Raw genomic sequence first — 23,969 nt, 5'->3', positions numbered from 1 at the left:
CATCGCCCTTATTCCTCGAACAGCACCTCGAAGCCCCCATAGACCAGCCGCCGGCCATCGAAGGGCATGGGATTGACGTCGGGGTGCATTCGCGGGTCCTCCATGGCCTGGGCCATGGCCCGGTCGCGCACGTCTTTCGAGGGCCAGGTGATCCAGCCGAAGACCACGCTCTCGTCCGCCTGGCACTTCACCGCCTGGGGGAAGGAGGTGACCTTGCCCTCCGGCACGTCGTCGCCCCAGCACTCCACCACCTTGAGGGCGCCTAACTCCTTGAATACCGCCGCGGCGATGCGGGCGTGCTCGAGATATTTCGCCTTGTTGGCGGTGGGCACCGCAGCCACGAAACCATCCATATAGCTCATCCGTCGTCTCCTTGATTATCCAGGGGAGGTAGCTGCCGCACCGGGCGCACCTCGATGGTGCCGAAGCGGGCCGGCGGAATACGACTGGCCAGCCGCAGCGCCTCGTCCAGGTCGCGGGCCTCCAGCAGGTAGAAGCCGGCCAACTGCTCCTTGGTCTCGGCGAAGGGACCGTCGGAGATCAGCGTCTCGCCGTCGCGCACCCGCACGCTGGTGGCGGTGTCCACCGACTGCAGGGCCTGGCCGCCCAGGAAGTGGCCCTCCTGGGTCAGGCGAGCCACGCCGGCCACGCACTCCTGGTTGAGGTCGTGCCACTGGGGCTCGGTCATGGCATCGATCAGGCTCTGCTGATAATAGACCAGGGCGGCATATTGCATGGGTCGGGTACCTCCGTGTGATAGGGTCGCCCCGCCGCTCGGCGACGGGGTATCGGTGAATCGCCCGACGCGGCGCAGAATCGACAGCGGCGTCGGATTTTTTCTCGACCGCCTTATTCCAGGCGCAGCCGCATGGCGCGAAAGCGCCGCCGATACTGGCTCGGCGTCAGCCCCACCCGGCGCCCGAACAGGCGCCGGAAGAAGCTAGGGTCAGCGTAGCCCACCTGTTCGGCCACCTCGTCGATGGGGGCCTCGCCGCTCTCCAGCAGTTGCTTGGCCTCCTCCAGGCGCAGGGTGTGCAGGTACTCCATGGGCGTCATGCCGGTGGCGGCCTTGAAGCGACGCTTGAAGGAGCGCTCGGTGAGGCCGCTGATGGCCACCATGCCGGCCACCGGCGAGTGGGTGTCGTAATGCTGGGCCACCCAGACCTGGCATTGGGTAATGGAGGCATCCTCCACCTGGCGCGCACAGGTCAGGGCCGCATAGGGCTGCTGCCCCTGGTGGTGCCAGTCGATCAGGTTGATCCGCGCCAGGCGCATGGCCTCGTCGACGCCCACCAGCCGCGCCACCAGAAACAGCGCCAGGTCCAGCCAGGTGGTGCCGCCACCGGCCATGATCAGCCGCTGCCCCTCGCCGCTGACCACCAGGCTGCGATGAGCATGCACCCGCACCCGGGGAAAACGCCGACTCAGGGCGTCGCAGTAGGCCCAGTGAGTGGTGGCGTCCTGGTCGTCGAGCAACCCCGCCTCGGCGAACAGCAGGGCCCCGGTGCAGGCAGCGCCGCAGCCAGGCGCTCTCCGCGTCATAGCCCGCCAGGCTGGCCTGGGGCGCCACGAACAGCTCCGGCACGCAGACGGCTCGGGGGGATGGCAGCTCGGCCAGGGCGGCATGGGGCTCGATCCAGGCGCCATTGGCGGTGCGAAAGCCGAGCCCGTCCCGGGAGACGATCCAGGGCGTGATCAGCGGCTGACCGGCCTGGCCATGCATCAGCAACGCCCAGTCGCGCCCTGCCGCGCCGAGGATGTCGTACATGCCATAGAGGGTGGAGGCGGTGGCATCCGGGCCCGCCAGCAGGGCGACCGTGATGCCGGCGGTGCCGTCAGGGTCAGTCATGGCAGAAAACTCCCGGTTGCGGCGTGATACGCCTGCGTCTTCGCCCCTGGGGCGGCGTAGGCTGATTTCACCCCATAACGACAAGAGGCCCCGGCCATGTGTGATCTCCCCCTTTCCACGCCCCAGGCATCGACTGCCGACGATTTCGAGGCGCGCCTGGTGCAAGCGCTGAACCACGGCGGTCTGCTGCTGCTGACCTCCATCGGCCACCGCACCGGCCTGCTCGATGCCCTGGCCGGCCAGCCCCCGCTGACCAGCCAGGCCCTGGCCGAACGCCTCGGCCTGCAGGAGCGCTACGTGCGCGAATGGCTGGGCGGCATGGTGGCCGCCGAAGTCATCGAGACCGATCCCGACACCGGCCGCTACTGGCTGCCCGACGAACGCGCCGCCCTGCTCACCAGCCAGGGCGAGGTGAACCTGGCCGTCTATGCCCAGTTTATGCCCTTGTTGGGCAGCGTGGAGGACGAGGTGGTGCGCTGCTTCCAGGAGGGTGGCGGCGTGCCCTACTCCCGCTATCCGCGCTTCCAGGAGGTAATGGCCAGCGACAGCGGCCAGACGGTGCTGCCGGCGCTGTTCGAACATATCCTGCCGCTGGCCCCGGGGCTGGTCGAGCGCCTCGAGAGCGGCATTCGGGTACTGGACTGCGCCTGTGGCCGCGGCCGGGCCCTACTGGCCATGGCCGAGCGCTTCCCGGCCAGCCGCTTCGTCGGCTACGACCTCTCCGAGGAGGCCATCGCCTGGGGCCGCGAACAGGCCGAACGGGCCGGGCTGACCAACCTGCGCTTCGAGGCCCGCGACCTTAGCGACTTCGACGCCAGCGCCGAGCCCGAGGCCTTCGAGCTGGTCACCACCTTCGACGGCATCCACGACCAGGCCCAGCCGCGGCGCCTACTGGCGGGCATCCACCGCAGCCTCACCGCGGACGGCCTCTACCTGGTGCAGGATATCCACGCCTCGAGCCATCATCACCTGGATCGCGAGCACCCGCTGGGCGCCATGCTCTATGCCGTGTCGCTGAGTCACTGCATGACGGTGTCGCTGGCCCAGGGCGGCGAGGGGCTGGGCACCATGTGGGGCCGCGAGCGGGCCCTCGCCTACCTGGAGGAGGCCGGCTTCCACGACATCGAGGTCCATCAACTGGAGCACGATATCCAGAACGACTACTTCGTCTGCCGACCCTGAGGGGCCTGAGCGAGGGCTTGCTCCCCCCGCCAATCCTGCCTACACCTTGTGCATGGACTCCCCCCTCTTCGGCCCCAAGGTGCGGCGCGCACTGGCGGTCTGGCGCTTTCTCGGCCTGGTACTGCTGGGCGCACTGATCGGTGGCGTGGCCGCCCTGGCCGCCGTCTGCTTCGTCAATGCGGTGGTATGGCTCAACGACCTGCTGCTGATCTCCCCCCGGGGGCGGATGATGGCCGCCGACCCCGGCCTGGTGGTGCTCGCCACCCTGCTGGTGCCGACCCTGGGCGGGCTGGTGGTCGGCCAGCTGCATCGCGGCCTGCCCGATGGCCGGCCGCATACTCCCGCCGATGCCATCGCCGCCGTCCAGACCCGCCGCGGCCGCCTGCCGGCCCGGGCCGGCGGCCTCTCGGCGCTGAGCGCCCTGGTCTCGCTGGGCGCCGGCGCCTCGGTGGGCCAGTACGGGCCCCTGGTGCACCTGGGGGCCACCCTGGGCTCCCAGGCGGCGCGACTGCTGCGCCTGGGCCGCTCGGAGGACAATATCACCATCGCCTGCGGAGTGGCGGCGGCCATCGCCGCGGCCTTCAATGCGCCCCTGGCGGGGATCGTCTTCGCCCATGAGGTGGTGCTGCGTCACTACGCCCTGCGCGCCTTCGCCCCGGTGGCCGCCGCGGCCATCGTCGGCCATGTGCTGGCCACCCAATGGCTGGCCCAAGGGGCACTCTTCCATATCGCCGACCCCGCCGTGCCTCGCCCCTGGGAATTCGCCCTCTTCCTGGTCCTGGGCGGCCTGGGCGCCCTGGTGGCCGGCGCCTATATGCACGCCATCCTCGGCATGGGGCGCCTGGCCCAGCGCCTGCCGCTGCCGGTCGGCCTGCGTCCGGCCCTGGCCGGGGCCCTGCTCGGCCTGACCGCCCTCTGGGTGCCGGATATCCTCGGCATGGGCCAGGAGACCCTGCGCTTCGCTACCCTGGCCGGCGCCTATGGCGGCGGCGAGCTGCTGCTGGTGCTGGGGCTCAAGCTGGCCGCCACCGCCCTGTGCCTGGGGCTGGGCTTCGCCGGCGGCGTGTTCAGCCCGGCGCTGGTCATCGGCACCCTCTTCGGCGCCCTCGCCGGCACCCTGGTGATGGGGCTGGGCGGCGCCCAGGAGACCTTTATCTTCTATGCGGTGTGCGGCATGGTGGCGGTCACCGCACCGGTGATCGGCGCGCCCCTCACCACCCTGCTGATCGTCTTCGAGCTCACCGGCAGCTACGCGCTGACCACCGCCGCCCTGGCCAGCGTGACCCTGGCCAGCCCCCTGGCCGCCCAGCTGTTCGGCCGCTCGCTATTCGATATCCAACTGGCCAAGCGTGGCCTGGATCTCTCCGCGGGCCGCGGCCGCGCCGTGCTCCAGGAGGCGCGACTGGCCGAGCTGATCAGCCAGGACGCCGTGACCCTGGCCCCGGAAACACCGCTGGAGCGTGCCATCTCGCGGCTGGGCCGGGCGGGCCACGGCGAGGCCTACCGGGTGGACGACGAGGGCCGCTACCGAGGCTGCGTGACGCTGGCGGAGCTGGAGGCCCGGCGCGAGGCCGGCACGGCCCGCACCCTGGCCGACTGCCCCGAGGCGCCGCGCCCGGTGCTGGGCCCCCAGGCCTCGCTCTGGGAGGCGATGCATCGACTGCAACAGGTCACCGGCGAGGCCATCGCCGTGGTGGACGACGAGGAACGCTTCCTGGGGGTCGCCTATGAATCGAGCATCGCCCGCGCCTTCCTGCATCACAGCGACGCCCTGCGGCGGGAGGAACACGGTGCCGGCTAGGCGTTGGCTACCGGGGTTGCCGGCCCGGCTGCTGGCCGGGCTGCTGAGCCTGGCCGCCCTCTCCCCACACTCGGCCGTCGCCGAGGGGCCGGAGGACGCGGGCCCCCTGACGGTACTCAGTTGGGGCGGCGCCTACGAGCGCGCCCAACGTCGCGCCCTCTTCACCCCCTTTACCGAGGCGACGGGCATCGCGGTGGAGGCGGCTCGCTACAACGGCGGCCTGAGCGACCTGCGCCGTGCCGTGGCGGACGATGCCGTGCCCTGGGACGTGCTCGACATGACCCGCAGCGAGGCCATGGCGGCCTGTGAGGAGGGACTGCTGGAGCCGCTGCCCGCGGACCTGGCGGCCCCGGCACCGGACGGCACCCCGGCGGCGGAGGACTTCCTGCCCGATGCCCTGGGGCGCTGCGCCATCAGCCACTCGATCTTCGCCACCGTGGTGGCCTACCGCCGCGACGCCTTCCCCGGGCGGCGCCCCACGCGCATCGCCGACCTCTTCGATCAACAGCGCTTCCCCGGCCCCCGAGCCCTGCAACGCACCCCGGCGGCCAACCTGGAGTGGGCCCTGCTCTCCTACCGGGTGCCCCGGGAGGCGCTCTATCGGCTGCTCAGCACCCGCCGCGGCCTGGAGCTCGCCTTCGCCCGGCTGCGTGGCCTCGACGAAATCCACTGGTGGGAGGCCGGCGAGACCCCGGTGGAGTGGCTCGCCGAGGGCAAGGTGGTGATGGCCTCCGGCTACAACGGTCGTTTCTTCGCCGCCATGGTCGAGCGCGACCTGCCCATCGAGATCCTCTGGGACGGCCAGCTCCAGGAGCACGAGACCTGGGCGATTCCCCGCGGCGCGCCTCACCCCGAGGCGGCCCGCGACTTTATCCGCTTCGCCACCAGCAGCGAGCGCCAGGCCGAGCTGGCCCGGCATATCCCCTATGGCCCGGCGCGGCGCTCCGCCGCCATGCAGGTCACGACTCACCGCGACAGCGGCCTGGACATGCGCCTGCATATTCCCACCCACCCCCTCAACACCCAGAGGGCGGTAACCAAGGACGAGGCCTGGTACGCCCGCACCCGGGAACGCATCGAGGCGCTATTTCGCGAGGCCCTACTCGAGGAGTAGGCGGGGAAACCAGCTTTGCCTGCCGGGCGCCAGGGGGTAACGTTAGGAGCATCGCCGTCGTCACGGATGCACGCCATGCCCCTCCCTCGTCGCCTGATTCCCGCCCTGGTCCCCTCCTGCCTGCTCGCCCTCGGCATCACCCTTGCCCCGGCCACCCTCGCCAATGGCAACGCCTGCCCCGGCGCCGCCCCGGGGCAGTGGCAGGCGACGGACGGTACACCAATCAGCACGCCAGTCCTGCTAAGCGAGCTGGCCACCCAGCGCGTCGTGTTGCTGGGCGAGCAGCACGATCGCCTGGCCCATCACCGCTGGCAGTTGCATACCCTGGCCGGGCTGCATGCCCACCAGCCCGACCTGGTGATCGGCCTGGAGATGCTGCCGCGCGAGGCCCAGCCGGCCCTCGACGCCTGGGTCGCCGGCGAGCTGGACGAGACGGCCTTCCTCGAGGCCAGCGACTGGCACCGCCACTGGGGCTTCGATCCCGGGCTCTACCTGCCCATCCTGCACTTCGCGCGCATGCACCGGCTGCCGCTGCTGGCCCTCAACGTCACCCCGGCACTGCGCCAGCGCCTGGCCAGCGAGGGCTGGGAGGCCGTACCCAGCGCCGAGCGTCATGCCATCACGCCCCCGGCTCCGCCCCCGGCGGCCTACCGGGATACCCTGAGCGAGGTGTTCCGCGCCCATTCCAGCGGCGCCGACGACGAGGCCGCCCTGGCGCGCTTTATCGATGCCCAACTGGTCTGGGATCGCGCCATGGCCACGGCCCTGGCCGAGGCCAGCGCCCCGGGGCGCCTGGTGGTGGGCCTGATGGGCCAGGGCCATCTGGGCCACGGGGTGCCCCATCAGTTGCACGACCTGGGTATCGAGGCCCAGCGCAGTCTGCTGCCCTGGGCCTCGCTGAGCTGCGAACCACCGCCCCGGGAACTCGCCGATGCGCACTTCCTGCTCGGTGACGAGGCGCCCTTCGAGCCCCTGGCGCCACCGCGCCTGGGGGTCTGGGTGAATGGTGCCGAGGACGGCGTGCGGGTCGAGGGCATCGGCCCCGACTCCCTGGCCGAGCGCCTGGGCCTGGAGGTGGGCGATATCATCCTGCGCGCCGCCGGCCAGGCGCTGCGCCGCCCCAGCGACCTGACGGCCCTGGTCGGCCGCCAGCCGCCGGGCAGCCTGATGCCCCTGGAGATCCGCCGCGACGGCAGCGTCTGGGAACTGCTGGCCCGCTTCCCCAGCGCCTCGGAGTGACCCGCCATGCACCGCTGGTTGATGCTGCTGGGCCTGCTGGTGACGACGCTGGCCCCCGCCTGGGGCAACGACGACGCCTGGTCGCTGCGTGTCTGGCTCGACCCGTCGGCCGCGAGCCTGCGCGGCGAGATGACCCTGGCGCCGGTCTCCGGTGAGTTACGCCTGCATCCCGCACTGCGCTTGGAGGGAGCGAGTCAGGGCGAGGACGCGATTGCCGTCGAACGCCTGGCCCCGGGGCGCTACCGTCTCGACGCCGCGGAGGGCGAGGCCCCGCTGACCCTAAGCTGGCGGGGGCGACTGCCCCGCCGAGACGCCATCGGCCTGGCCGCGGACGGCGGCCTGCTGCCCGCCGCCATCGCCTGGCACCCTCAACCCGAGGCCATGTCCCCCGGCCCCCTGACGCTGACCCTGCACCTGCCCGCCGGCCAGCGGGGCGTGGCCAGCGGCGGCCTGATGGAGGAAGGCGCCGAGGAGGGCGTGCGTTTCCACCACCCCCTGACCACGCAGGCGAGCCTGGCCACCGGTCCCTGGGCCGTCCGCGAACGGGTGATCGACGGGGTGCGCCTGCGCACGCTTTTCCCCGAGACACTGGACGAGGCATTCGCCGAGACCTACCTCGACGCCGCCGCCGATCACCTGGCCGCCTTCCAGGCGCGCTTGGGCCCCTTCCCCGTCGCCAGCTTCAGCATGGCGGCCAGCCCCGCGCCCCTGGGCGTGGCCTTCCCCGGCTTCACCCTGCTCGGCGAGCGGGTCATCCCCCTGCCCTTTATCCCCCACACCTCCCTGGCCCACGAGCTGATGCATGGCTGGTGGGGCGCCGGGGTCGCGGTGGACGACGCCGCCGGCAATTGGGCCGAGGCCCTGACCACCTACCTGGCCGACCATGCCCTGGACGAGGCCCGCGGCCAGGCCAGCAAGACCCGGCGACGCTGGCTACGCGACCTGGCGGCGCTGTCGGAGGCGAACACGCCGGCCCTGGTCGACTTCCGGGGCGGCGCGGATGCCGCCGAGCGACTGATCGGCTACCAACACGGCGCCCTGCTCTTCCACCAACTGCGCCGCCGACTCGGCGATGCCGCCTTTGATGCCGGCCTGCGCCGCTTCGCCGATGCCTGGATGCACCGGGAGGCGGGGTGGAGCGACTTGATCGCCTCGCTGGCGGGCGACGAGGCCGAGCGCCAGGCCCTGATGGCCGTCGCCACCCCCTGGCTGGAGCGGCCGGGACGACCGGCCCTCCACCTCGACGGGGTACGCCTGACCCGCGGCGAGGACGGTCGCTGGCGGATCGACGGCGAACTGGTGCAAGAGGGCGGCGTCTGGCCCATGGAGGTGCCTCTGGTGCTCGAGGGAGCCTCGGCGGACGAGCGACAGGTCTTCGAGGTTGCGCTCGAATCGCCACGCCGGGCCTTCGTGCTGGAGAGCGCGACTCGCCCCCGGCGCCTTCTCCTCGACCCCGCCTTCGAGTTGCCCCGGCGGTTGCCCCCGCCATCGATCCTGCGCCGCCTGGCCCTGGCCCCGGCGCTGCGGCTGGCGTCGCTGACCCCAGGCCTGGACGCCCAGGCGGTGATCGGCGAGACGCCGATCGCCGACGAGGCCGCCCTGACCCTGGTGGTGGGCGATACCCGGGCGGTGGTGGAATGGCTCGCCGAGGCCGGTATCGATGGCGCCGCGGCGGCACCGGCCACCCGGGGCCAGGCCCGGCTCTGGCTGTTGCCCGGGCGGCCCATCGCCCTACTCAGCGCCGACGGCCCCGAGGCCCTGGCCGCCCTGGCCCGGCGCTGGCGACACCATGGCCGGCAAGGCTATCTGGTGGTGGATGGCAGCGGCGAGACCCTGGCGGTGGGTGGCTGGGAGGCAGAACGGACCGGCGCTGGCGAAATCCCCGGCGTCGACTTCGCCCCGCCCGGGGACGAAGAGTAAGGCCTACCGGGCCTGAATCAGCAGGTTCCGGGGGGTGAGCGAGCGCTCGCAGAAGGTCCCCAGGCGCACCGCCATCCCCGCCTCCTCCAGGCACAGCAAACGGTCCAGCACCAGCCATAGCTCCAGGGGGCGGCGGAAGAGGTGACGCACCAGCTCCAGGCGCTCGACCCGGGCCTGGCGCGTGGCGCCCGCCGCCTCGAAGCGCGCCCAATCCAGATGCGGCGGCAGGGACAGCCCCTTCTCGGCGGCGGCCCAGCGGCAGAAGCCGGCGAAGTCATCGGGCAGGCGCCCATAGGCGAGGCTCGGCACCGGCAGGTAGCGATCCTCGCCGCGCAGCTCCCGCTGCAGCTCGTCGAAGCCCAGCCGCCAGGCATTGGCCCGGGCGCGGCTCAGCCGCACCTGGCGCGGCGCGGTCACCGTCTCCTGCACCGCCAGGGCCAACTGCTCCCGGGGCAGCGCCAGCCCGTGCTCGGCCATGGCCCGCTCGCCCTGGCGGGAGAGCGGCCGATAGCTGGTCTCGGCGGTGCGCTGGTAACAACAGGGCGCCAGGGTCAGCGGCAGGCGCCCCTCGGCGGCCCGCCGAACCAGCCGCCCATGCAGGTCGCCGCAGGCGTGCAGGGCCACCAGTTGGCGCCCCGGGGTCAGCCAGTCGGCGGCGCTGTCGGCCATCACGTCCTGCTCGTGAAGGCTGAGATCCGCCCCCTGGGCCTCGGCCAGGGCCTGGCCCGCCTGGCACAGCGACGCCTGCCACTCCAGGCCGATGACCCGGGCGTTATCGCGCCGCGCCAGGGCCCGCCCCAGGTGCCCCTTGCCGGCGCACCACTCCAGGTAGGCCGGCGCCGGGGCCAGGCGGGCGGCGAAGGCGCCGATCTGCGCCCACTTGCGCCCGCCCACATGGGTGGCCCAGGCCTCGGGCAGCGGTGGCGTGCCCGCCGCCTCGGGCAGCGGCGCCACCTCGCTGAGCGCGGCAAGCTCCGCCACCGGCAGCCAGTCGGCCAGCCTCGAGGCGGCGAAGGGGGCCGCCTCGAGGCGCTCCCGCTCGGCCTCGTCCAGCCCCAGCAGCCAGGCCTCGAGGGCGGGAAAGGCCGCCCCCCAGGGCGCCCGGCGATAGCGGAACGGCTCCGGCGCCCAGAGCGGCTGCCAGTGGGCCAGCAGCTCGGTCAGGCGGGCGAAGCGTTGGGCATAGGCAGACGGCATGGCGAGGCTCAAGTGAAACGGGCCGCCGATGATACCCGAGGTGGACGGGCCGAGGCAGGGGCGAATCGTGCCAGCCGGCTTCAGTGGCGATCCGCGGCATGGGTCTCCTCGAGCAGCCAGCGCCGAAACAGCGCCATGCCAGGACTCTCGGGGTGTGACTGCAGCCGGGTCAGCCAGTAGCTCCCCAGGGTCACCTGGATATCGAAGGGTTTGACGGCCGCCCCACTGGCCAGGTGACGCTCGAACATGGGAATCGGCACCAGGGCCACCCCACTGCCCTGCACCACCGCCTCCATCATCGCCAGGGAGGAGTCGAGCGTCACGCTCTCGGGCAGCCGCCGGTAGGGATCGACTCCCGCCGCGGCCAACCAGGTCTGCCACTCGTCGCTGCGAAAGGAGCGAAACAGCGTCTGCGTCAGTACGTCCGCGGGGCGGTGCAGTTCCGGGGCCACCCGCGGCGAGCAGAGCACGCTCAAGGGGGTTTCCATCAGATGTACCGCCGATTCGCCATGCCAGGCCCCGCCACCATAGCGAATCGCCATGTCATACCCCTCGGCAGCCAGCTCGACGCGGTTGTTGTGGGTGGTGACGCGCACCTCGATAAACGGGAACCGCCGGTGAAAGCCGGCCAGGCGCGGCAGTAACCAGCAGGCCGCGAAGGTGCCGACGACGCCCAGCCGCAGGATCTCGCGGCGCGCGCCATCGGCCAGCGACGCCAAGCTCTGTGACAGACGATCGAGCGCCTCAGTGAGGACCGGAAACAGTCGTTCACCCTCTCCACTGAGGCTCAGGCCGCGGGGCAAGCGACGAAACAGCGCCACGCCCAGTTGCGCCTCGAGTTGTCGCACCTGGTGGCTAACCGCCGCCTGGCTGACGCAGAGCTCATTGGCCGCGGCGGTAAAGCTGCCATGCCGCGCCGACGCCTCGAAGGCGCGTAGGGCATTCAGGGGAAGTTGGTGTCGATGCATCTCAGCCACAAATCATATTTGTATCAGATGATAAATTTCATCGATTGTGCCAGCCATGGTGGCTTTCTACACTCATCCAGCCGCATCAACCCCGAAGATGCATAAACTGGATTGTCATCTACCCTAGGAGCCACGCCCCATGCCAGGCCGCCTACTGCCCCTCGCTCTCACCCTGGCCGCCGGTGCGGCCCAGGCCGCCGTCTCCCCCTGCGATTCCCCCACCCTGGATGAGCAGGTCATGGCGCTGATGAGCCGCCATGACATTCCCGGTCTCTCCGTGGCGGTGGTGGACCACGGTGAGCTGTGCGTCAGCCATTTCGGTGTGGCCTCCCGCGACACCGGCCTCGCCGTGGGGGATGACACCCTCTTCGAGATCGGCTCGGTGACCAAGCCCCTCACCTCCGTCCTCGCCGCCTGGGTGCATCAGCAGGGGGGCTTCGACTGGGGCGACCGCGTCGCCAGTATCGAACCCCGTCTGGCGGGCAGCCCCGTGGGCGAGACTACCCTGGTCGAGCTGGCCACCTACACCGCCGGCGGCTTCCCCCTGCAATTCCCCGACGGGATCAGCCAGGACAACGTCCTCGACTACTACCGACACTGGCAGCCGGCGTTTGCCCCGGGCGCCCAGCGTCTCTACTCGAACCCCAGCATCGGCTTGTTCGGCGAGCTGGCGGCGCGCCACCATGGCCAGCCGTTCAGCGAGCTGATGCAGGCGCAGGTCCTGCCGACCCTAGGGCTGGAACAGACCTGGCTCGAGGTACCGGAAGCCCGGCTCGGTGACTATGCCCAGGGCTATGGTCGTGACGATACCCCGGTTCGCCTTAACCCCGGTGTCATGGACGCCCAAGCCTACGGCATCAAGACCACGGCGATCGATCTGGGTCGCTTCGTCCAGGCCAATCTGGCGGCCTACCACCAGGACGACCCCATGTCCCGGGCGCTCCTGGCGACGCAACACGGCTATGCCGCCATCGGCGAGATGCACCAGGGCCTGGGCTGGGAGAGCTATGCCCTGCCGGTCTCCCTCGATAGCCTCCGGGCCGGCACCACCGCCGAGATGGCACTGGAACCCCAACCCGCCACCCTGCTCGACACCACAGGTGACCCGCGGCCGGCGCGCTGGTACCACAAGACCGGCTCCACCAATGGCTTCGGCGCCTATGCGGCCTTTATTCCGGCCCAGGAACGAGGCATCGCGATCCTCGCCAACAAGGGCTACCCCAACGGCGAGCGCGTCGAGGCGGCCTGGCATATCCTGGCGGCGCTGGGGGAGTAAGCAGGACGCACCTTCGCCTTCCCGGGGCGAGGCTCGTCAGCGAGTGGAGGGGATGGGCGGCCGACACGCCAGGCGATGGCTACTCCCGATGCAGCCAGCAGGCGCTGCGATGGCGCTCGCCGACGTCGAAGTCCGGGGGATCGTCCCGATCGCAGAGCCCGGCCATGGCATGGGGGCAGCGCGGGTGGAAGCGGCAGCCCCGGGGCGGATCGAGCAGGCTGGGCGGCTCGCCGGCGGGCAGCTCGCGCTGGCGGCGGGCGTTGGCGGCGTCCGGGTCGGCGATGGCCCCCAGCAGGGCCTGGGTATAGGGGTGGCGGGGGGCGTCGAGCAGCGCGTCCACCGGCGCCGACTCCACCAGGCGGCCGGCGTACATCACGAAGATCCGCTCGGCGTAGTGGCGCACCGTGGAGAGGTCATGGGTGATAAAGGCCAGGGTCAGGCGGCGCCGGCCCTGGATGCGTCGCAACAGCTCGAGAATCTCCACTCGCACCGAGGCATCGAGCATGGAGACCGGCTCGTCGGCGACCAGCAGCCGCGGCCCGAGGATCAGCGCCCGGGCGATCACCAGGCGCTGCTGCTGGCCACCGCTGAGCATATGCGGGAACTTGCCGAGCAGCTCCTCCACCGGGGTCAGGTGTACCTCCTCCAGGGCGGCGCGGATGCGCGCCTCCCGCTCGTCGCGCCCGACACCCTGGATGATCAGTGGCTCGGCGAGGATGCGCCGCACGTCGAGGAAGGGCGCGGTGGCGCCGAAGGGGTCCTGCTGCACATAGCCGGCGCTGGCCCGATAGGCCCGGAGCTCGCCCCGCCGCAGACCGCTGAGCTCGCGCCCGGCGAAGCGCACCTCGCCTTGGGTGGGGCGATGCAGCCCGAGCAGGGTGCGTGCCAGGGTGCTCTTGCCACAGCCGCTCTCGCCGACGATGGCCACCGACTCCCCCTCCGCCAGCGTCAGGGCCACCCGATCCACCGCCTGCACCGCCCCCAGGCGCAGGAAGCCCCACTGCCTTACCTCGAAGTGCACCGACAGATCCGCCACCTCCACCAGGGCACTCATCGGCACGCCTCCTCGGGGCAACCCCCGCCCCATTGCCGGTCGTCATGGAAATGCACGGAGAGATTATCCGCCTGAACCAGGTCGCTCATACGCCATCCTCCATACCATCCTGCTGATGCAGCCAGCAACGTACTTCCTGGCGCGGCGCCAGGGCGAAGGCCGGCGGCAGCCGGGCGCAGTCGGCGAAGCGCCGCGGGCAGCGCGCGGCGAAGCGACAGCCCACCGGCGGGTCGAGCAGGCTGGGGGGCTCGCCGGGAATCGCCCGGGGCCGCTCGCGCTGGCGAAGCTTGGGGACGCTGGCCATCAGCGCCTGGGCATAGGGGTGGCCCGGGGCGGAGAAGAAGGTCGCGGCGTCGGCCATCTCCACCAACTGGCCGGCGTACATCAGCGCCACCTGGTCGGCCAGCTCGCTGGAGGTGGCGACGTCATGGGTGATCAGGATAAAGCCGGTGCCGAGCTCCGCCTTGACCCGCTTGAGGGCGTTCATGATCCCCGCCTGGGTCAGCACGTCCAGCGCCGAGGTGGGCTCATCGAGAATCACCAGGTCGGGCTCGGCCACCAGCGCCATGGCCAGCACCGCCCGCTGGCGCATGCCGCCGGAGAGCTCGAAGGGGTAGCGGCGCAGGAAGTCGCCGGGCAACCCCACTAGCTCGAAGACCTCGGCGGCCCGGGCCAGGGCCCGGCGACGCTCCCAGCCCAGGTGCACCCGCAGCGGCTCGGCGACCTGCTCGCCCACCTTGACCACCGGGTTGAGGGCGTTCATCGAGGCCTGCATCACCAGCGCCAGCCCTTGCCACTGCACCTCGCGGCGAAAGGTCTCGTCATCCAGCGGGTGCAGCTCGCGTCCGGCCAGGCGCACCCGCCCGCCCAGGCCGCCGGCATTGCGCGGCAGCAGACGCATCAGCGCCCGGGCCAGGGAGCTCTTGCCACAGCCCGACTCGCCCAGCACCACCAGGGCCTCGCCGCGCCCGACGGTGAAGCCGACGTCATCCACGGCGCGCATCACCCCGCCGCGGGTATGGTAGTCGAGGGTCAGTCCCTCCACCTCGAGCAACGCATCACACATTAGAGGCTCCTAAGCCGGGGATTGAAGACCCGGTCGAGGGCGAAACCGAGCATGGCGAAGCCGAGCCCGGAGAGCATCAGCAGCGCCGCCGGGGCCAGCACCCAGTAGTAGTAGCCGTTGTAGAGAGCGCTCTGGGCCTGGGCGTCGTTGAGCACCTTGCCCCAGGTGGGCAATACCGGGTCGCCCAGCCCCAGCACCGCCAGCGACGCCTCGAGGAAGACGAAGGTGGGGATCAGGGTCACGAAGGTGGGAATCAGCACCGGCAGGATGCGCGGCAGCATATAGCGCATCACGATGCGCAGGTGGCTGGCACCATAGGCCCGGGCCGCCTCGATATAGGGGGCCTCGCGGATCGGCAACAGCATGGCCCGGTAGGTCTTGATGCCGGCGCTGAAGATGCCCAGCGCCACCACCACCCCCAGCATCAGCCAGATGCTGGTGGAGTAGAGGGTCCCCACCATCACCAGGATCGGTAGCAGCGGCAGGATCATATTGACCTCGGTGAGGCGCTGGATCAGCGCATCCACCCAGCCCCGGTACCAGACGCCGACGGCGGCGATCACCAGGGTGCTGAGGGTGGTGCCCACCGCTGCCACCAGGCCGAAGGCCAGGGCGATCGGCGTGCCCCAGCGCAGCGCCAGGCTGAGGTCGCGGCGCTGGTGATCGGTCCCCGCCAGGCCATGCACCCGGCCATAGAGCAGCAGCTCGCTGGCAAGCTCGGCGCCGGGGTCGAAGAACACCGCCTCCAGGGTCAGGGTATGGCGCCCCGGCAGTACCGCCTCGCCGTCCGTCGCGGCCAGCAGGCCGAGGTGCGCCGGCCGCCCCAGGCGTCGCTCCAGTGGGCGATCCTGGGAGAGCGCCACCCGGGTCTCGCCGACCAGGCGCCGGCTGCCGAGATCGATCTCGCGCCCGTCCGGGGTGTGCCAGGTGAGACGCAGGAAGGCCGCGTGCTCGCTATGCCGTGGGGTGAGGAAGAGCGCCAGCTCGCTGGGGAAGTCGTCGTAGGCGTAGTCGAGGACGATGCGCTGGGTCAGGCGTCGCCCGCCGGGGAAGGCCGCGCTCGCCACCTCTTCGGCGATCAGGCTCTGGCTGCGTGGCGCCCGGCCGGGGTTCAGCCAGTCGCTCCAGACCGGCCGCGCATTGATCGGCAGCCGCGCCTCGCCGCTGCGCCAGCTGGCCACCGCCTGGTCGTAGGGCACGGTGGCCAGGGTGTGCAGGGCCAGGGCGACCAGCAGCAGAATCAGCGCCACCCCGGCCAGGGCCGAGGGGTAGCGACGCAGTTCCGCCCAGGTTTCACGACGTCCCATGCCCCAGCTCATGCGCCCCCCCTCCCCTCGCCGAGGATCCGCACCCGGGGGTCGAGCAGCGCATAGAGCAGGTCCAGCAGCAGCACGGTCACCGCCAGCAGGTAGGCGAAGATCACCACCCCGCCGATGATCACCGGGGTATCGCGGAAGCCGATGGCCTGGAACAGCAGCGAGCCCAGCCCCGGCCAGTTGAAGACCTGCTCGAGGATGATGGCGCCGCTCCACAGGCCGATCAGCATCAGCAGGAAGTTGGTGATGATCGGCGCCAGGGTCGGGCGCAGGATATAGCGGCGCTCGATCAGCCGCGACGGCAGTCCCTTGGCCCGGGCCATCTCCACGTAGTCCTCGCTGGCATGGATCAGGAAGAAGGTGCGCCAGGCGTAGATGGAGACGAAGATCGACGACAGCACCATGGCCGCCACCGGCAGCAGCATATGCCGCGCCAGGCTGATCGCATAGGCCAGCCCCTGCGGCGGCGGCGCTGCTACCATGCCCCCCGGCGGCAGCAGCGGCACCAGGAAGGCGAAGGCGAGGATCAGGAAGATGCCGTAGAACCAGCCCGGCGCCGCCGAGCTGGGGGCCAGGGCGATGACCAGGCGATCGACGCGACCGCCGTAGCGCCGCGACAGCCATAGGGCGCTGCCCACCGCGACGAAGAACACCAGCAGGTTGGCGGTGCCGAACAGCAGCAGGGTCGCCGGCAGGCGCTCGACGATGATATCGCTGACCCGCCGCGAGCCGGCGTCGCTGTGCATCTGCTCGGCGCGCCCCAGGTCGAGGCGCATGGCCCGCTGCAGGTAGTCGACGCTGCGCAGTACGAAGGGCTCGTCGAGACGCAACCGCTCGACCTCCAGGGCCACCCGGCGTTCCACCAGGGCGTTGCGCTCGGCGCTGGCCATCTCCTGGAAGGCGGGGTCGGCGCGCACCTGCTCGAAGGCCTCGCTGCGGATCTGCACCCGACGCAGCTCGTCCACCTGGCCGCCCATATTGGCCACCACGATGGTCAGGTAGACGCCGATCAGCACCGTGACCAGCAGCGCCAGCAGGCGCTTGACCAGGTAGAGGGCCAGGTACCTCAGGTCACGGCCCCAGGAACGACGCGGCATCATGGGCTGGCCTCCGGGGCTGTCGCCGGCAGGGTAGCGAAGAGATGGCTGGCGAAGCCGGGCAGGGCCACCCGCTGGCTGGTGAGGATGAATTCCAGGCGATGGGCGCCGGCGCCTAGGGCGGCGAGGCGCTCGGCGTCTAGGGTCAGCCCCCATTCGCCTTCCCCCAGGGGCCGCGGCTCGCCGCGCCCGGCGAGCCGTCCCTGCCCATCGAAGAGCAGGTAGCGGATGGCATCGATGGCCGCCGCCGGGTAGGGCTCGCCCTGCCGGGTCACGCTCAGGCGCACCTCGGCCGAGTCGCCGGCGTGCACCACCAGGGGGCCCCGAGTGGTCAATTCCGGCAACGCCGCCTGACTCAGCGACAGCCATTCGTTGGCCGGGTCGGGGAAGTCCTCGAAGCGTTCCAGCACCAGGCTGCCCTCCAGGGGGTAGACCGCCGCCAGCTCGAAGGGGCCGTCGCCGACCCAGTAGTGACCGCGGGACGCCACCCAGGCGTCGAGGGCGGCATAGCGGGCGGCGATTTCCGCCTCCTCGACCCAGGGCGAGAGGGCCGCGGCGAAGGGCAGGTAGTGTCGCCCCCGGGCCTCGGCCAGGTAGCGCTCGAGGATCGCCAGGCTGGGGCCGGCCACCAGGTTGAGCCAGTCGATGCCACGGCGATCCGCCTGGTGGGAGGAGAAGGCCAGCTCGCCGCGCCGCTCGGCCAGGATGCCCAGGGCCAGGGTGTGCCAGGGCAGCGGCTGAGGCGCCCGGGCCGCCACCAGGGTCTCGGCGTCGGGGAAGCCCTGATCGCTGTAGGCCTCGATGATCAGCGGTTCGGTACTCAGGATGCGCCAGCCGCGGAAGTGCTGACGATAGGCCTCGAAGGTGGGCTGGTGGGCGGCGTCGAATAGCGGACTCGCCTCGTCGGCGCGCTCGAAGGCGAGGATCCAGGGCAGCAGCAGATCGGCCACCGAGCGCCGCGAGCCATCATGCCAGTGCTGGGCCAGGTAGCCGTCCTCATAGTGGAGGCGCACCCGGGTGCGGGCGGTGAGCGGCCCCTCGGGATGCGCCTCGCCCACCGTGATCAGGCGTCCCTCGCCGGCATCCCAGCCCAGCCAGGCGTCCTCGGGGACGACGATGCGTGCCTGACGCTCCAGGCTCAGCCAGTCGAGGCTGCGGGTCAGGGTGACGCCCTCGGCCACCGTCACCTCGGCATGCTCGAGGCGCTGGGGACGATAGAGGCCGGTATAGGGGTCGGGCAGCAGCGGTGGGTCGGCCAGGGCCCGGGTGATCATGCGATCGAAGATCCAGTTGCTGCCGGCGATGGGGTTCCAGGGCTCGGTGAGCAGTCCCGGTGTGCCGAAGACCATCTCGCCGCCCAGGCGCTCCTCGTAGCGCAGGGTATAGGGCCACAGCGCCGAGCCGGCCAGGCCACCGGCCAGGTCCGCGGCCACCGAGACGTTACTGGCCCGGGCCGAGACGCTGAGGCGATCCACCAGCCAGAGTCGCACCGAGTCCTGCATGGCCAGTTCCAGGGCCCGGGCCATCAACGCCTGGCGCTCGTCCCAGTCGGCGTAGTCGCGGCGTTCCAGGCGCTCGGCCAGGGCATCGAGCTCGGGGCTCGGCGCATAGGCCTGCCAGAGCGGCTCGGCGCGCCCCCGGGGGGTGAAGAAGTCGCTGAAGTTCTGGGCCTGATCGCGCTGGATGACGATGGAGATCCAGCCGCCGGTGTAGAGGTGCCACTGGCCGGCGGCGGGATCACCGGCGATCCATAGCCGCGAGGCCTCCTCGGCGTTGCGGTAGCGGCGCTCCACGGCGAAGCCGATATCCTCCAGCTGGTTGGCCAGGTAGTCCCCCACCCGGCGCCGCTCGTCGTCGTTGCGAATCAGCAGGATCAGGGTCACCGGCTCGCCCCGATGGTGCCAGCGACCCGCCTCGCGGGTGGCGCCGAGGGCGCGCATCTCCCGGGCGATGGTGGCCTCGGCCGCCGCCGGGTCATAGGCATAGCGCAGCTCCAGGGCGCGGGCGGTCTCGGCCAGGCGGGCGTAGTCGGGAAAGGCGGTGCTGATCGGCAGCCAGCGCGGCACCGCCAGGCCGCCGTAGAGCTCCTCGGCGATATAGTCGCGATCCACCAACTGGTGCAGGGCCTCGCGGATGGCCGGCACATGGAAAGGATTGAGGCGGCCGTCGCGGAAGGTCGGCCCCACCGGGTTGAGGGTCAGCTCCACCGAGGAGCCATAGGAGAGGTCATAGTCGGCCCCCGGGGCATCGCGCAGGCGGCGGTAGACGGGGATGCTGCCGATGCCCTGCACGAAGGCCTGATGGCTGCCGGTCTCGAGCAGGCCGGTGACCCGCCCCGGGTCGCTCTCCTGGGTGAACACCAGGCGATCGATCAGGGCACCGCGACGCTCGGCCAGGGCCTCGGGTGTCGACGGGACGCCCGTCGACAGGGGCGCCCGGGAGGCCGGCAGCAGCGCCAGCCCCACCACCGCCAGCATGACCACCCCTACCACGACCGCCCATCGATTCATCGGCGCCTCCCCGCTCGGCCTCGCTTCCACCTTAGCGCCTTCCGCGAGCGGCGAATTCAACGTTGGGATGGCGGCGCCTATCGAGCCGGGCTGCCGTGCTAGACTGGCGCCCCTCGTCGACTGCTGCTTGCCGGGAGAGTGGCCCTTGCTGGACATGGCACACTACAACGTCGCCATCATCACCCTGGGTGCGGTGATCGTGGCGGTGTTGCTGCACTATGAAGCCTTCGTGGCCCTAACGCGCCTGATCGAGCGCTCACATCTGTCACATCGCGGGCGTATTCTGCTGTTGGTGTTCGGGCTGCTGCTGACCCATGTGGCGGAGATCTGGCTGTTCGGCCTGACCGCCTGGTGGCTGGTGGAGGACCAGGGCATCGGCACCATCGTCGGCTACGACGGTTTCGTGATGCTCGACTATGTGTTCATGTCGGCGGTCACCTACACCACCCTGGGCTATGGCGATATCATCCCGCTGGGCCCGATCCGCTTCCTCTACGGCAGCGAGGCGCTGACCGGTTTCATGCTGATCACCTGGTCCGCCTCCTTCACCTTCCTCGAAATGCAGAAACACTGGCGCCTCGAGGAAAAAGATCGCCATCGCCGCTAGGGCGGCACCGCCGCCGCCCCCCCCCTTTTCGCAGACAATGATGATCCCATGAGTGCCTTGATCGAAGTTCTTCCCCTCTCCTTCGCCTTCGTGTTCGGCATGCTGGTGCGCCAGATCGGCCTGCCGCCGCTGGTCGGCTTCCTGGCCGCCGGCTTCGCCCTCAACGCCTATGGTCCCGGCCTGGGCCTGCCCGATGAGGCCGGTCCGGTACTGGAGCACGTGGCGCATATGGGGGTCCTGCTGTTGCTGTTCACCGTGGGCCTCAAGCTCAAGATCAAGAGCCTGTTGCAGCCGGTGGTGCTGGGCGGCGCCCTGCTGCACTTCGTCTTCACCACCGGCGTCTTCGCCCTAGGCATCCTGGCGCTGACCCAGCTCGATCGACAGACCGCCCTGATGCTGGGGGTGGCCCTGGCCTTCTCCAGCACGGTGCTGGCGGCCAAGGTGCTGGAGTCCAAGCGTGAGCTGCGCGCCTTCCATGGCCGAGTGGCCATCGGCATCCTGATCATCCAGGACCTGATCGCCCTGGCGGTGCTCAGCCTGGCCGGTGGCCATACGCCCTCGCCCTGGGCGCTGGGGGTCTTCGCCCTGCCGCTGCTCAAGCCGCTGCTCTACTGGCTGATGGACGTGGCCGGCCACGAGGAGCTGCTGGTGCTGATGGGTATGATCCTGGCGGTGGCCCTGGGCGGCCTGGGCTTCGAACTGGTGGGGCTGAGCCCCGAGCTGGGCGCCCTGATCATGGGCGTACTGCTGGCCGAGCATCCCCGCGCCCAGGAGCTCTCCCAGGCCCTGTGGGGCATCAAGGAGATCCTGCTGATCGGCTTCTTCCTGCAGATCGGCATGGCCGGCCTGCCCGACGCCGAGGCGCTCACCTTCGCCCTGGTGATGGGCCTGGCGCTGCCCCTCAAGGGGCTGGTGTTCTTCTTCCTGCTGACCCTGTTCCGGCTGCGCGCCCGCAATGCCTTCCTCGGCGCGCTGAGCCTCACCTGCTACAGCGAATTCGGACTGATCGTCGCCGCCGGCGTGCTCGAGGAGTGGCTGGTGCCCCTGGCCATCACGGTGGCGGTCTCCTTCGTGGTGGCCGCGCCCCTGAATCGCCTGGCCCACCCGCTCTTCGATCGCCTGGAGGGGTTCCTCCGGCGCTTCGAGAGTCAGACCAAGCACCCCGACGAGCAACCGGTCTCCCTGGGGCGTTCGGACCTGCTGATCATGGGCATGGGGCGTACCGGCAGCGCCGCCTACGATTTCCTCGCCGAGCGCCGTGCCCGGGTGGTGGGTCTGGACGCCGACCCCAACAAGGTCAGCAAGCATCAGCAGGCGGGGCGCCGGGTGGTCTATGCCGACGCCGAGGATATCGGCTTCTGGCACGCCATCGATATCAGCCGCATCAAGGCGGTGATCCTGGCCATGCCGGAGATGGAGGGCAAGATCATGGCGGCGCGCCAGTTGCGGCGCCTGGGCTTCGGCGGCCCCATCGTCGCCAATACGCTCTATGACGACGAGGCGGAGACCCTGCGCGAGGCCGGCGCCAACGAGACCTACCTGACCATGACCGGCGCCGGCATCGGCCTGGCGGAGAAGACCTGGGAGGCCTTTCACCCGGGGAGGGCCTGAGCCGCCGGCCCAGGCGCCCTCCCTCAGGGGCAAGGCGCCCTTAGCCCAGGATAAACAGCACGCAGGCGGCGGTCAGCGCCCCCATCAGGGCATTGAAGACCCGCCAGGCCCGGGGGCTGTCGAGCCAGCGGCCGATGGCGGTGCCGAAGCCCGCCCAGACCGCGATGCAGGGCAGCGCCACCAGCTCGGCGAAGGCCGCCAGCAGCAGGGCATTGAGCCAGGTGTCACCGTCCTCGGGGAGGAAACCCGCCATCAGCGCCAGGCCCATCACCCAGGCCTTGGGATTGGCGAACTGGAAGGCCGAGGCCTGCCAGAAGGTCAGCGGGCGCCCCTCGCCGCGGCGGCGCAGGTCCGGGGGCGGCGCGCTGGCGATGCGCCAGGCCAGGTAGAGCAGGTAGGCGCTGCCGATCAGCCGCAGCGCGGTCTGCACCAGGGGGAAACGCTCGAAGAGCAGCCCCAGGCCTAGGGCGATACCGGCGAAGAGCAGGAAACAGCCCCCCAGGATGCCGAAGATATGCGGCAGGGTGCGCAGGAAGCCGTAGTTGGCCCCGGAAGCGGTGAGCATCACGTTGTTGGGGCCGGGGGTGATGGTCATGGAGATCATATAGAGGGCCGCCGGGCCCAGGACTGCCAAGGCTTCCATAATATTGCATCCATACAATTATGCGATTATTGGGCAATGAAGCGCGACATTCGCGCCTAAATTCAGCATAATGGGCACAATTTCCTCGTCAAAGGTTTTATTGTCACCGTGACAATATGGACTCCCTCTCTCCCTTCGGAAGGGCCCCGCTACCGCGCCATCGGCGAGGCCATCGCCCGGGCCATCGAATCCGGCGAGCTGGCCCCGGGGCAGCGCCTGCCGCCCCAGCGGCGCCTGGCCGACGCCCTGGGCGTCACGGTGGGCACCGTGACCCGCGCCTATGCCGAGGCCGAGCGCCAGGGCTGGGTCACCGCCCGGGTCGGCAGCGGTACCTATGTGTGCGATGCCGAGGCCCCGGCCACCCCACCCTTCCTGGCCGTTCCGCCGGAAGACGAGTCGCTGGATAGCGGCCTCATCGACCTGAGCATGAGCCTGCCGCCGCCCCATCCGCTGCGCGCCGGCACCCTGGGCCGCCTGCTGGGCGAGCTGGCCGGCGACGAGGCGGTGCTGCGGCGCGCCGTGGAGTACCAGTCGGAGCGCGGCGTACCGGCCCATCGCCGTCAGTTGGCGGCCTGGCTGCAACGCCTGCTGGGCATCGACGCCGACCCGCGGCGGTTGCTGGTGACACAGGGCGGCCAGCATGGCATCGACCTGGCGCTGCGCGCCCTGACTCGCCCCGGCGAGCGCGTCGCCGCCGATACCCTCACCTACCCCGGGCTGATCGCCGCCTGCCAGCAGGCCCACCTCAAGCTGCTGGGGGTGCCCCTGGACGAGGACGGCATGGACACCCAGGCCCTGGCCAGGCTCTGCGCCCAGCAACCGCCGCGGCTGGTCTACGTGACCCCGGACCAGAACAACCCCACCGGCCGCCCGCTGAGCGAGCCGCGCCGCGAGCACCTGGCCGCGCTGGCGCGTCGCCACGACTTCTGGATCGTCGAGGATGGGGTTCAGTACCTGCCCGACACGGAACGCGGTACCCCGCTGCTGACCCTGGCCCCGGAGCGCACCCTGTTTATCTTCAGTACGTCCAAGGTGCTGGCCGGCGGCCTGCGCATCGGCACCCTCTGCGTGCCGGAGGCCCTGGGCGAGCGCCTCGGCGCCACCCTGCGCGCCCAGAGCTGGATGGTGCCGCCGTTGATGGTGGAAGCGGTGTGCCGCTGGGTGGCAAGCGAGGACGCCGAGCGCCTGCTGGCCTGGCAGACCGAGGAACTGGGGGCCCGCCAGGCCCTGGCCCGTGAGCGCCTGGCCGGGTTCCCGGTGGCGGGGCGGCCCCATGGCTCGAACCTCTGGCTGCCGCTGCCCAATGGCCTGCGCGGCGCCGCCCTGCAGGCGACGCTGATCCAACGCGGCCTCAAGCTGACCAGCGCCGAGCCCTTCTGCGTGGGCAGCGAGCCGGCGCCCCAGGCGCTGCGTTTGTGCCTCAGCGCCGCCGCCGGCCGCGACCAGCTCGAGCGGGCCCTAGGCCTGGTGCGCGAGGCCCTGGAGTCGCCGCCGCCGCTGCCTTGGGAGACGCTATAAC

General features: G+C 70.9%; 20 protein-coding genes. 9 read left to right on the top strand and 11 right to left on the bottom strand.

Annotated features, from left to right (window positions below):
- Nucleotides 1-8: 8 nt before the first annotated feature.
- The 3 genes from HPA02_RS05670 to HPA02_RS05660 all read right to left on the bottom strand — a co-directional run bounded on the left by HPA02_RS05670 (nucleotide 9) and on the right by HPA02_RS05660 (nucleotide 1,542).
- A complete protein-coding gene (locus HPA02_RS05670; RefSeq protein ID WP_146802114.1) occupies nucleotides 9-362 on the bottom strand; it encodes a DUF1428 domain-containing protein in 354 nt (117 codons plus the stop codon).
- Complete coding sequence (locus HPA02_RS05665; RefSeq protein WP_146802113.1) at nucleotides 359-736, bottom strand: YciI family protein; 378 nt, start codon at nucleotides 734-736, stop codon at nucleotides 359-361. Before HPA02_RS05665 ends, HPA02_RS05670 begins: the two co-directional genes overlap by 4 nt.
- Before the next feature lie 113 nt (nucleotides 737-849).
- Entirely contained in the window at nucleotides 850-1,542 is a 693-nt protein-coding gene (locus tag HPA02_RS05660) for a GlxA family transcriptional regulator (RefSeq protein WP_244945866.1), read from the bottom strand.
- A gap of 403 nt (nucleotides 1,543-1,945) precedes the next feature.
- On the opposite strand from HPA02_RS05660, the gene HPA02_RS05655 reads away from it, so the two are divergent.
- From HPA02_RS05655 to HPA02_RS05635, 5 genes are all read left to right on the top strand, one after another.
- The gene (locus HPA02_RS05655; RefSeq protein ID WP_146802112.1) at nucleotides 1,946-3,031 is read left to right on the top strand and encodes a methyltransferase domain-containing protein; all 1,086 of its coding nucleotides are present in this window, start codon (nucleotides 1,946-1,948) and stop codon (nucleotides 3,029-3,031) included.
- Between the two features lie 52 nt (nucleotides 3,032-3,083).
- Complete coding sequence (locus HPA02_RS05650; RefSeq protein ID WP_146802111.1) at nucleotides 3,084-4,832, top strand: chloride channel protein; 1,749 nt, start codon at nucleotides 3,084-3,086, stop codon at nucleotides 4,830-4,832.
- Complete coding sequence (locus HPA02_RS05645) at nucleotides 4,822-5,946, top strand: extracellular solute-binding protein (protein ID WP_244945865.1); 1,125 nt, start codon at nucleotides 4,822-4,824, stop codon at nucleotides 5,944-5,946. Before HPA02_RS05650 ends, HPA02_RS05645 begins: the two co-directional genes overlap by 11 nt.
- A 75-nt stretch (nucleotides 5,947-6,021) precedes the next feature.
- Nucleotides 6,022-7,185: a ChaN family lipoprotein gene (locus tag HPA02_RS05640; RefSeq protein ID WP_146802109.1), complete on the top strand. Its 1,164-nt coding sequence runs from the start codon at nucleotides 6,022-6,024 to the stop codon at nucleotides 7,183-7,185.
- A gap of 6 nt (nucleotides 7,186-7,191) precedes the next feature.
- A complete protein-coding gene (locus HPA02_RS05635) occupies nucleotides 7,192-9,105 on the top strand; it encodes a M1 family aminopeptidase (protein ID WP_146802108.1) in 1,914 nt (637 codons plus the stop codon).
- 3 nt (nucleotides 9,106-9,108) lie between these two features.
- Here the strand turns inward: HPA02_RS05635 and HPA02_RS05630 are convergent, their stop codons facing one another.
- Together HPA02_RS05630 and HPA02_RS05625 are read right to left on the bottom strand one after the other, a co-directional pair.
- Nucleotides 9,109-10,302: a methyltransferase gene (locus HPA02_RS05630; protein WP_146802107.1), complete on the bottom strand. Its 1,194-nt coding sequence runs from the start codon at nucleotides 10,300-10,302 to the stop codon at nucleotides 9,109-9,111.
- 80 nt (nucleotides 10,303-10,382) lie between these two features.
- The gene (locus tag HPA02_RS05625; protein WP_146802106.1) at nucleotides 10,383-11,270 is read right to left on the bottom strand and encodes a LysR family transcriptional regulator; all 888 of its coding nucleotides are present in this window, start codon (nucleotides 11,268-11,270) and stop codon (nucleotides 10,383-10,385) included.
- 139 nt (nucleotides 11,271-11,409) lie between these two features.
- Here HPA02_RS05625 and ampC point away from each other — a divergent pair, with 139 nt between their 5' ends.
- Nucleotides 11,410-12,546: a class C beta-lactamase gene (gene ampC, locus HPA02_RS05620; RefSeq protein WP_146802105.1), complete on the top strand. Its 1,137-nt coding sequence runs from the start codon at nucleotides 11,410-11,412 to the stop codon at nucleotides 12,544-12,546.
- 79 nt (nucleotides 12,547-12,625) lie between these two features.
- Here ampC and HPA02_RS05615 read toward each other — a convergent pair whose 3' ends face one another.
- From HPA02_RS05615 to HPA02_RS05595, 5 genes are all read right to left on the bottom strand, one after another.
- On the bottom strand, nucleotides 12,626-13,600 hold the full coding sequence (locus HPA02_RS05615; protein ID WP_146802104.1) for an ABC transporter ATP-binding protein: 975 nt from the start codon (nucleotides 13,598-13,600) through the stop codon (nucleotides 12,626-12,628).
- Between the two features lie 85 nt (nucleotides 13,601-13,685).
- Nucleotides 13,686-14,666, bottom strand: a complete 981-nt coding sequence (locus tag HPA02_RS05610; RefSeq protein ID WP_146802103.1) for an ABC transporter ATP-binding protein — start codon at nucleotides 14,664-14,666, stop codon at nucleotides 13,686-13,688.
- Nucleotides 14,666-15,973 (bottom strand): ABC transporter permease, encoded by a 1,308-nt coding sequence (locus HPA02_RS05605; RefSeq protein WP_146802102.1) that lies wholly within the window; start codon nucleotides 15,971-15,973, stop codon nucleotides 14,666-14,668. Before HPA02_RS05605 ends, HPA02_RS05610 begins: the two co-directional genes overlap by 1 nt.
- Nucleotides 15,974-15,981: 8 nt before the next feature.
- Nucleotides 15,982-17,082: an ABC transporter permease gene (locus HPA02_RS05600; RefSeq protein WP_146802101.1), complete on the bottom strand. Its 1,101-nt coding sequence runs from the start codon at nucleotides 17,080-17,082 to the stop codon at nucleotides 15,982-15,984.
- The gene (locus tag HPA02_RS05595) at nucleotides 17,079-19,589 is read right to left on the bottom strand and encodes an ABC transporter substrate-binding protein (RefSeq protein WP_146802100.1); all 2,511 of its coding nucleotides are present in this window, start codon (nucleotides 19,587-19,589) and stop codon (nucleotides 17,079-17,081) included. Before HPA02_RS05595 ends, HPA02_RS05600 begins: the two co-directional genes overlap by 4 nt.
- Nucleotides 19,590-19,743: 154 nt before the next feature.
- Here HPA02_RS05595 and HPA02_RS05590 point away from each other — a divergent pair, with 154 nt between their 5' ends.
- Nucleotides 19,744-20,196 carry a potassium channel family protein gene (locus HPA02_RS05590; RefSeq protein ID WP_146802147.1) on the top strand — a complete coding sequence of 151 codons (453 nt, stop codon included), beginning with the start codon at nucleotides 19,744-19,746 and terminating at the stop codon, nucleotides 20,194-20,196.
- 48 nt (nucleotides 20,197-20,244) lie between these two features.
- Entirely contained in the window at nucleotides 20,245-21,807 is a 1,563-nt protein-coding gene (locus HPA02_RS05585; protein WP_232341058.1) for a cation:proton antiporter domain-containing protein, read from the top strand.
- A gap of 40 nt (nucleotides 21,808-21,847) precedes the next feature.
- Here HPA02_RS05585 and HPA02_RS05580 read toward each other — a convergent pair whose 3' ends face one another.
- A complete protein-coding gene (locus HPA02_RS05580) occupies nucleotides 21,848-22,450 on the bottom strand; it encodes a LysE family translocator (RefSeq protein ID WP_146802099.1) in 603 nt (200 codons plus the stop codon).
- A gap of 108 nt (nucleotides 22,451-22,558) precedes the next feature.
- Between HPA02_RS05580 and HPA02_RS05575 the strand changes: the two genes are divergently transcribed.
- Nucleotides 22,559-23,968, top strand: coding sequence for an aminotransferase-like domain-containing protein (locus tag HPA02_RS05575; RefSeq protein ID WP_146802098.1), 1,410 nt, complete (start codon nucleotides 22,559-22,561; stop codon nucleotides 23,966-23,968).
- Nucleotide 23,969: the final 1 nt, after the last annotated feature.

The organism is Bisbaumannia pacifica (assembly GCF_007989625.1).
Classification (GTDB): domain Bacteria; phylum Pseudomonadota; class Gammaproteobacteria; order Pseudomonadales; family Halomonadaceae; genus Bisbaumannia; species Bisbaumannia pacifica.
Note: the sequence above shows the minus strand (reverse complement) of the source record. Positions and strands in the feature narration are given on the sequence as shown.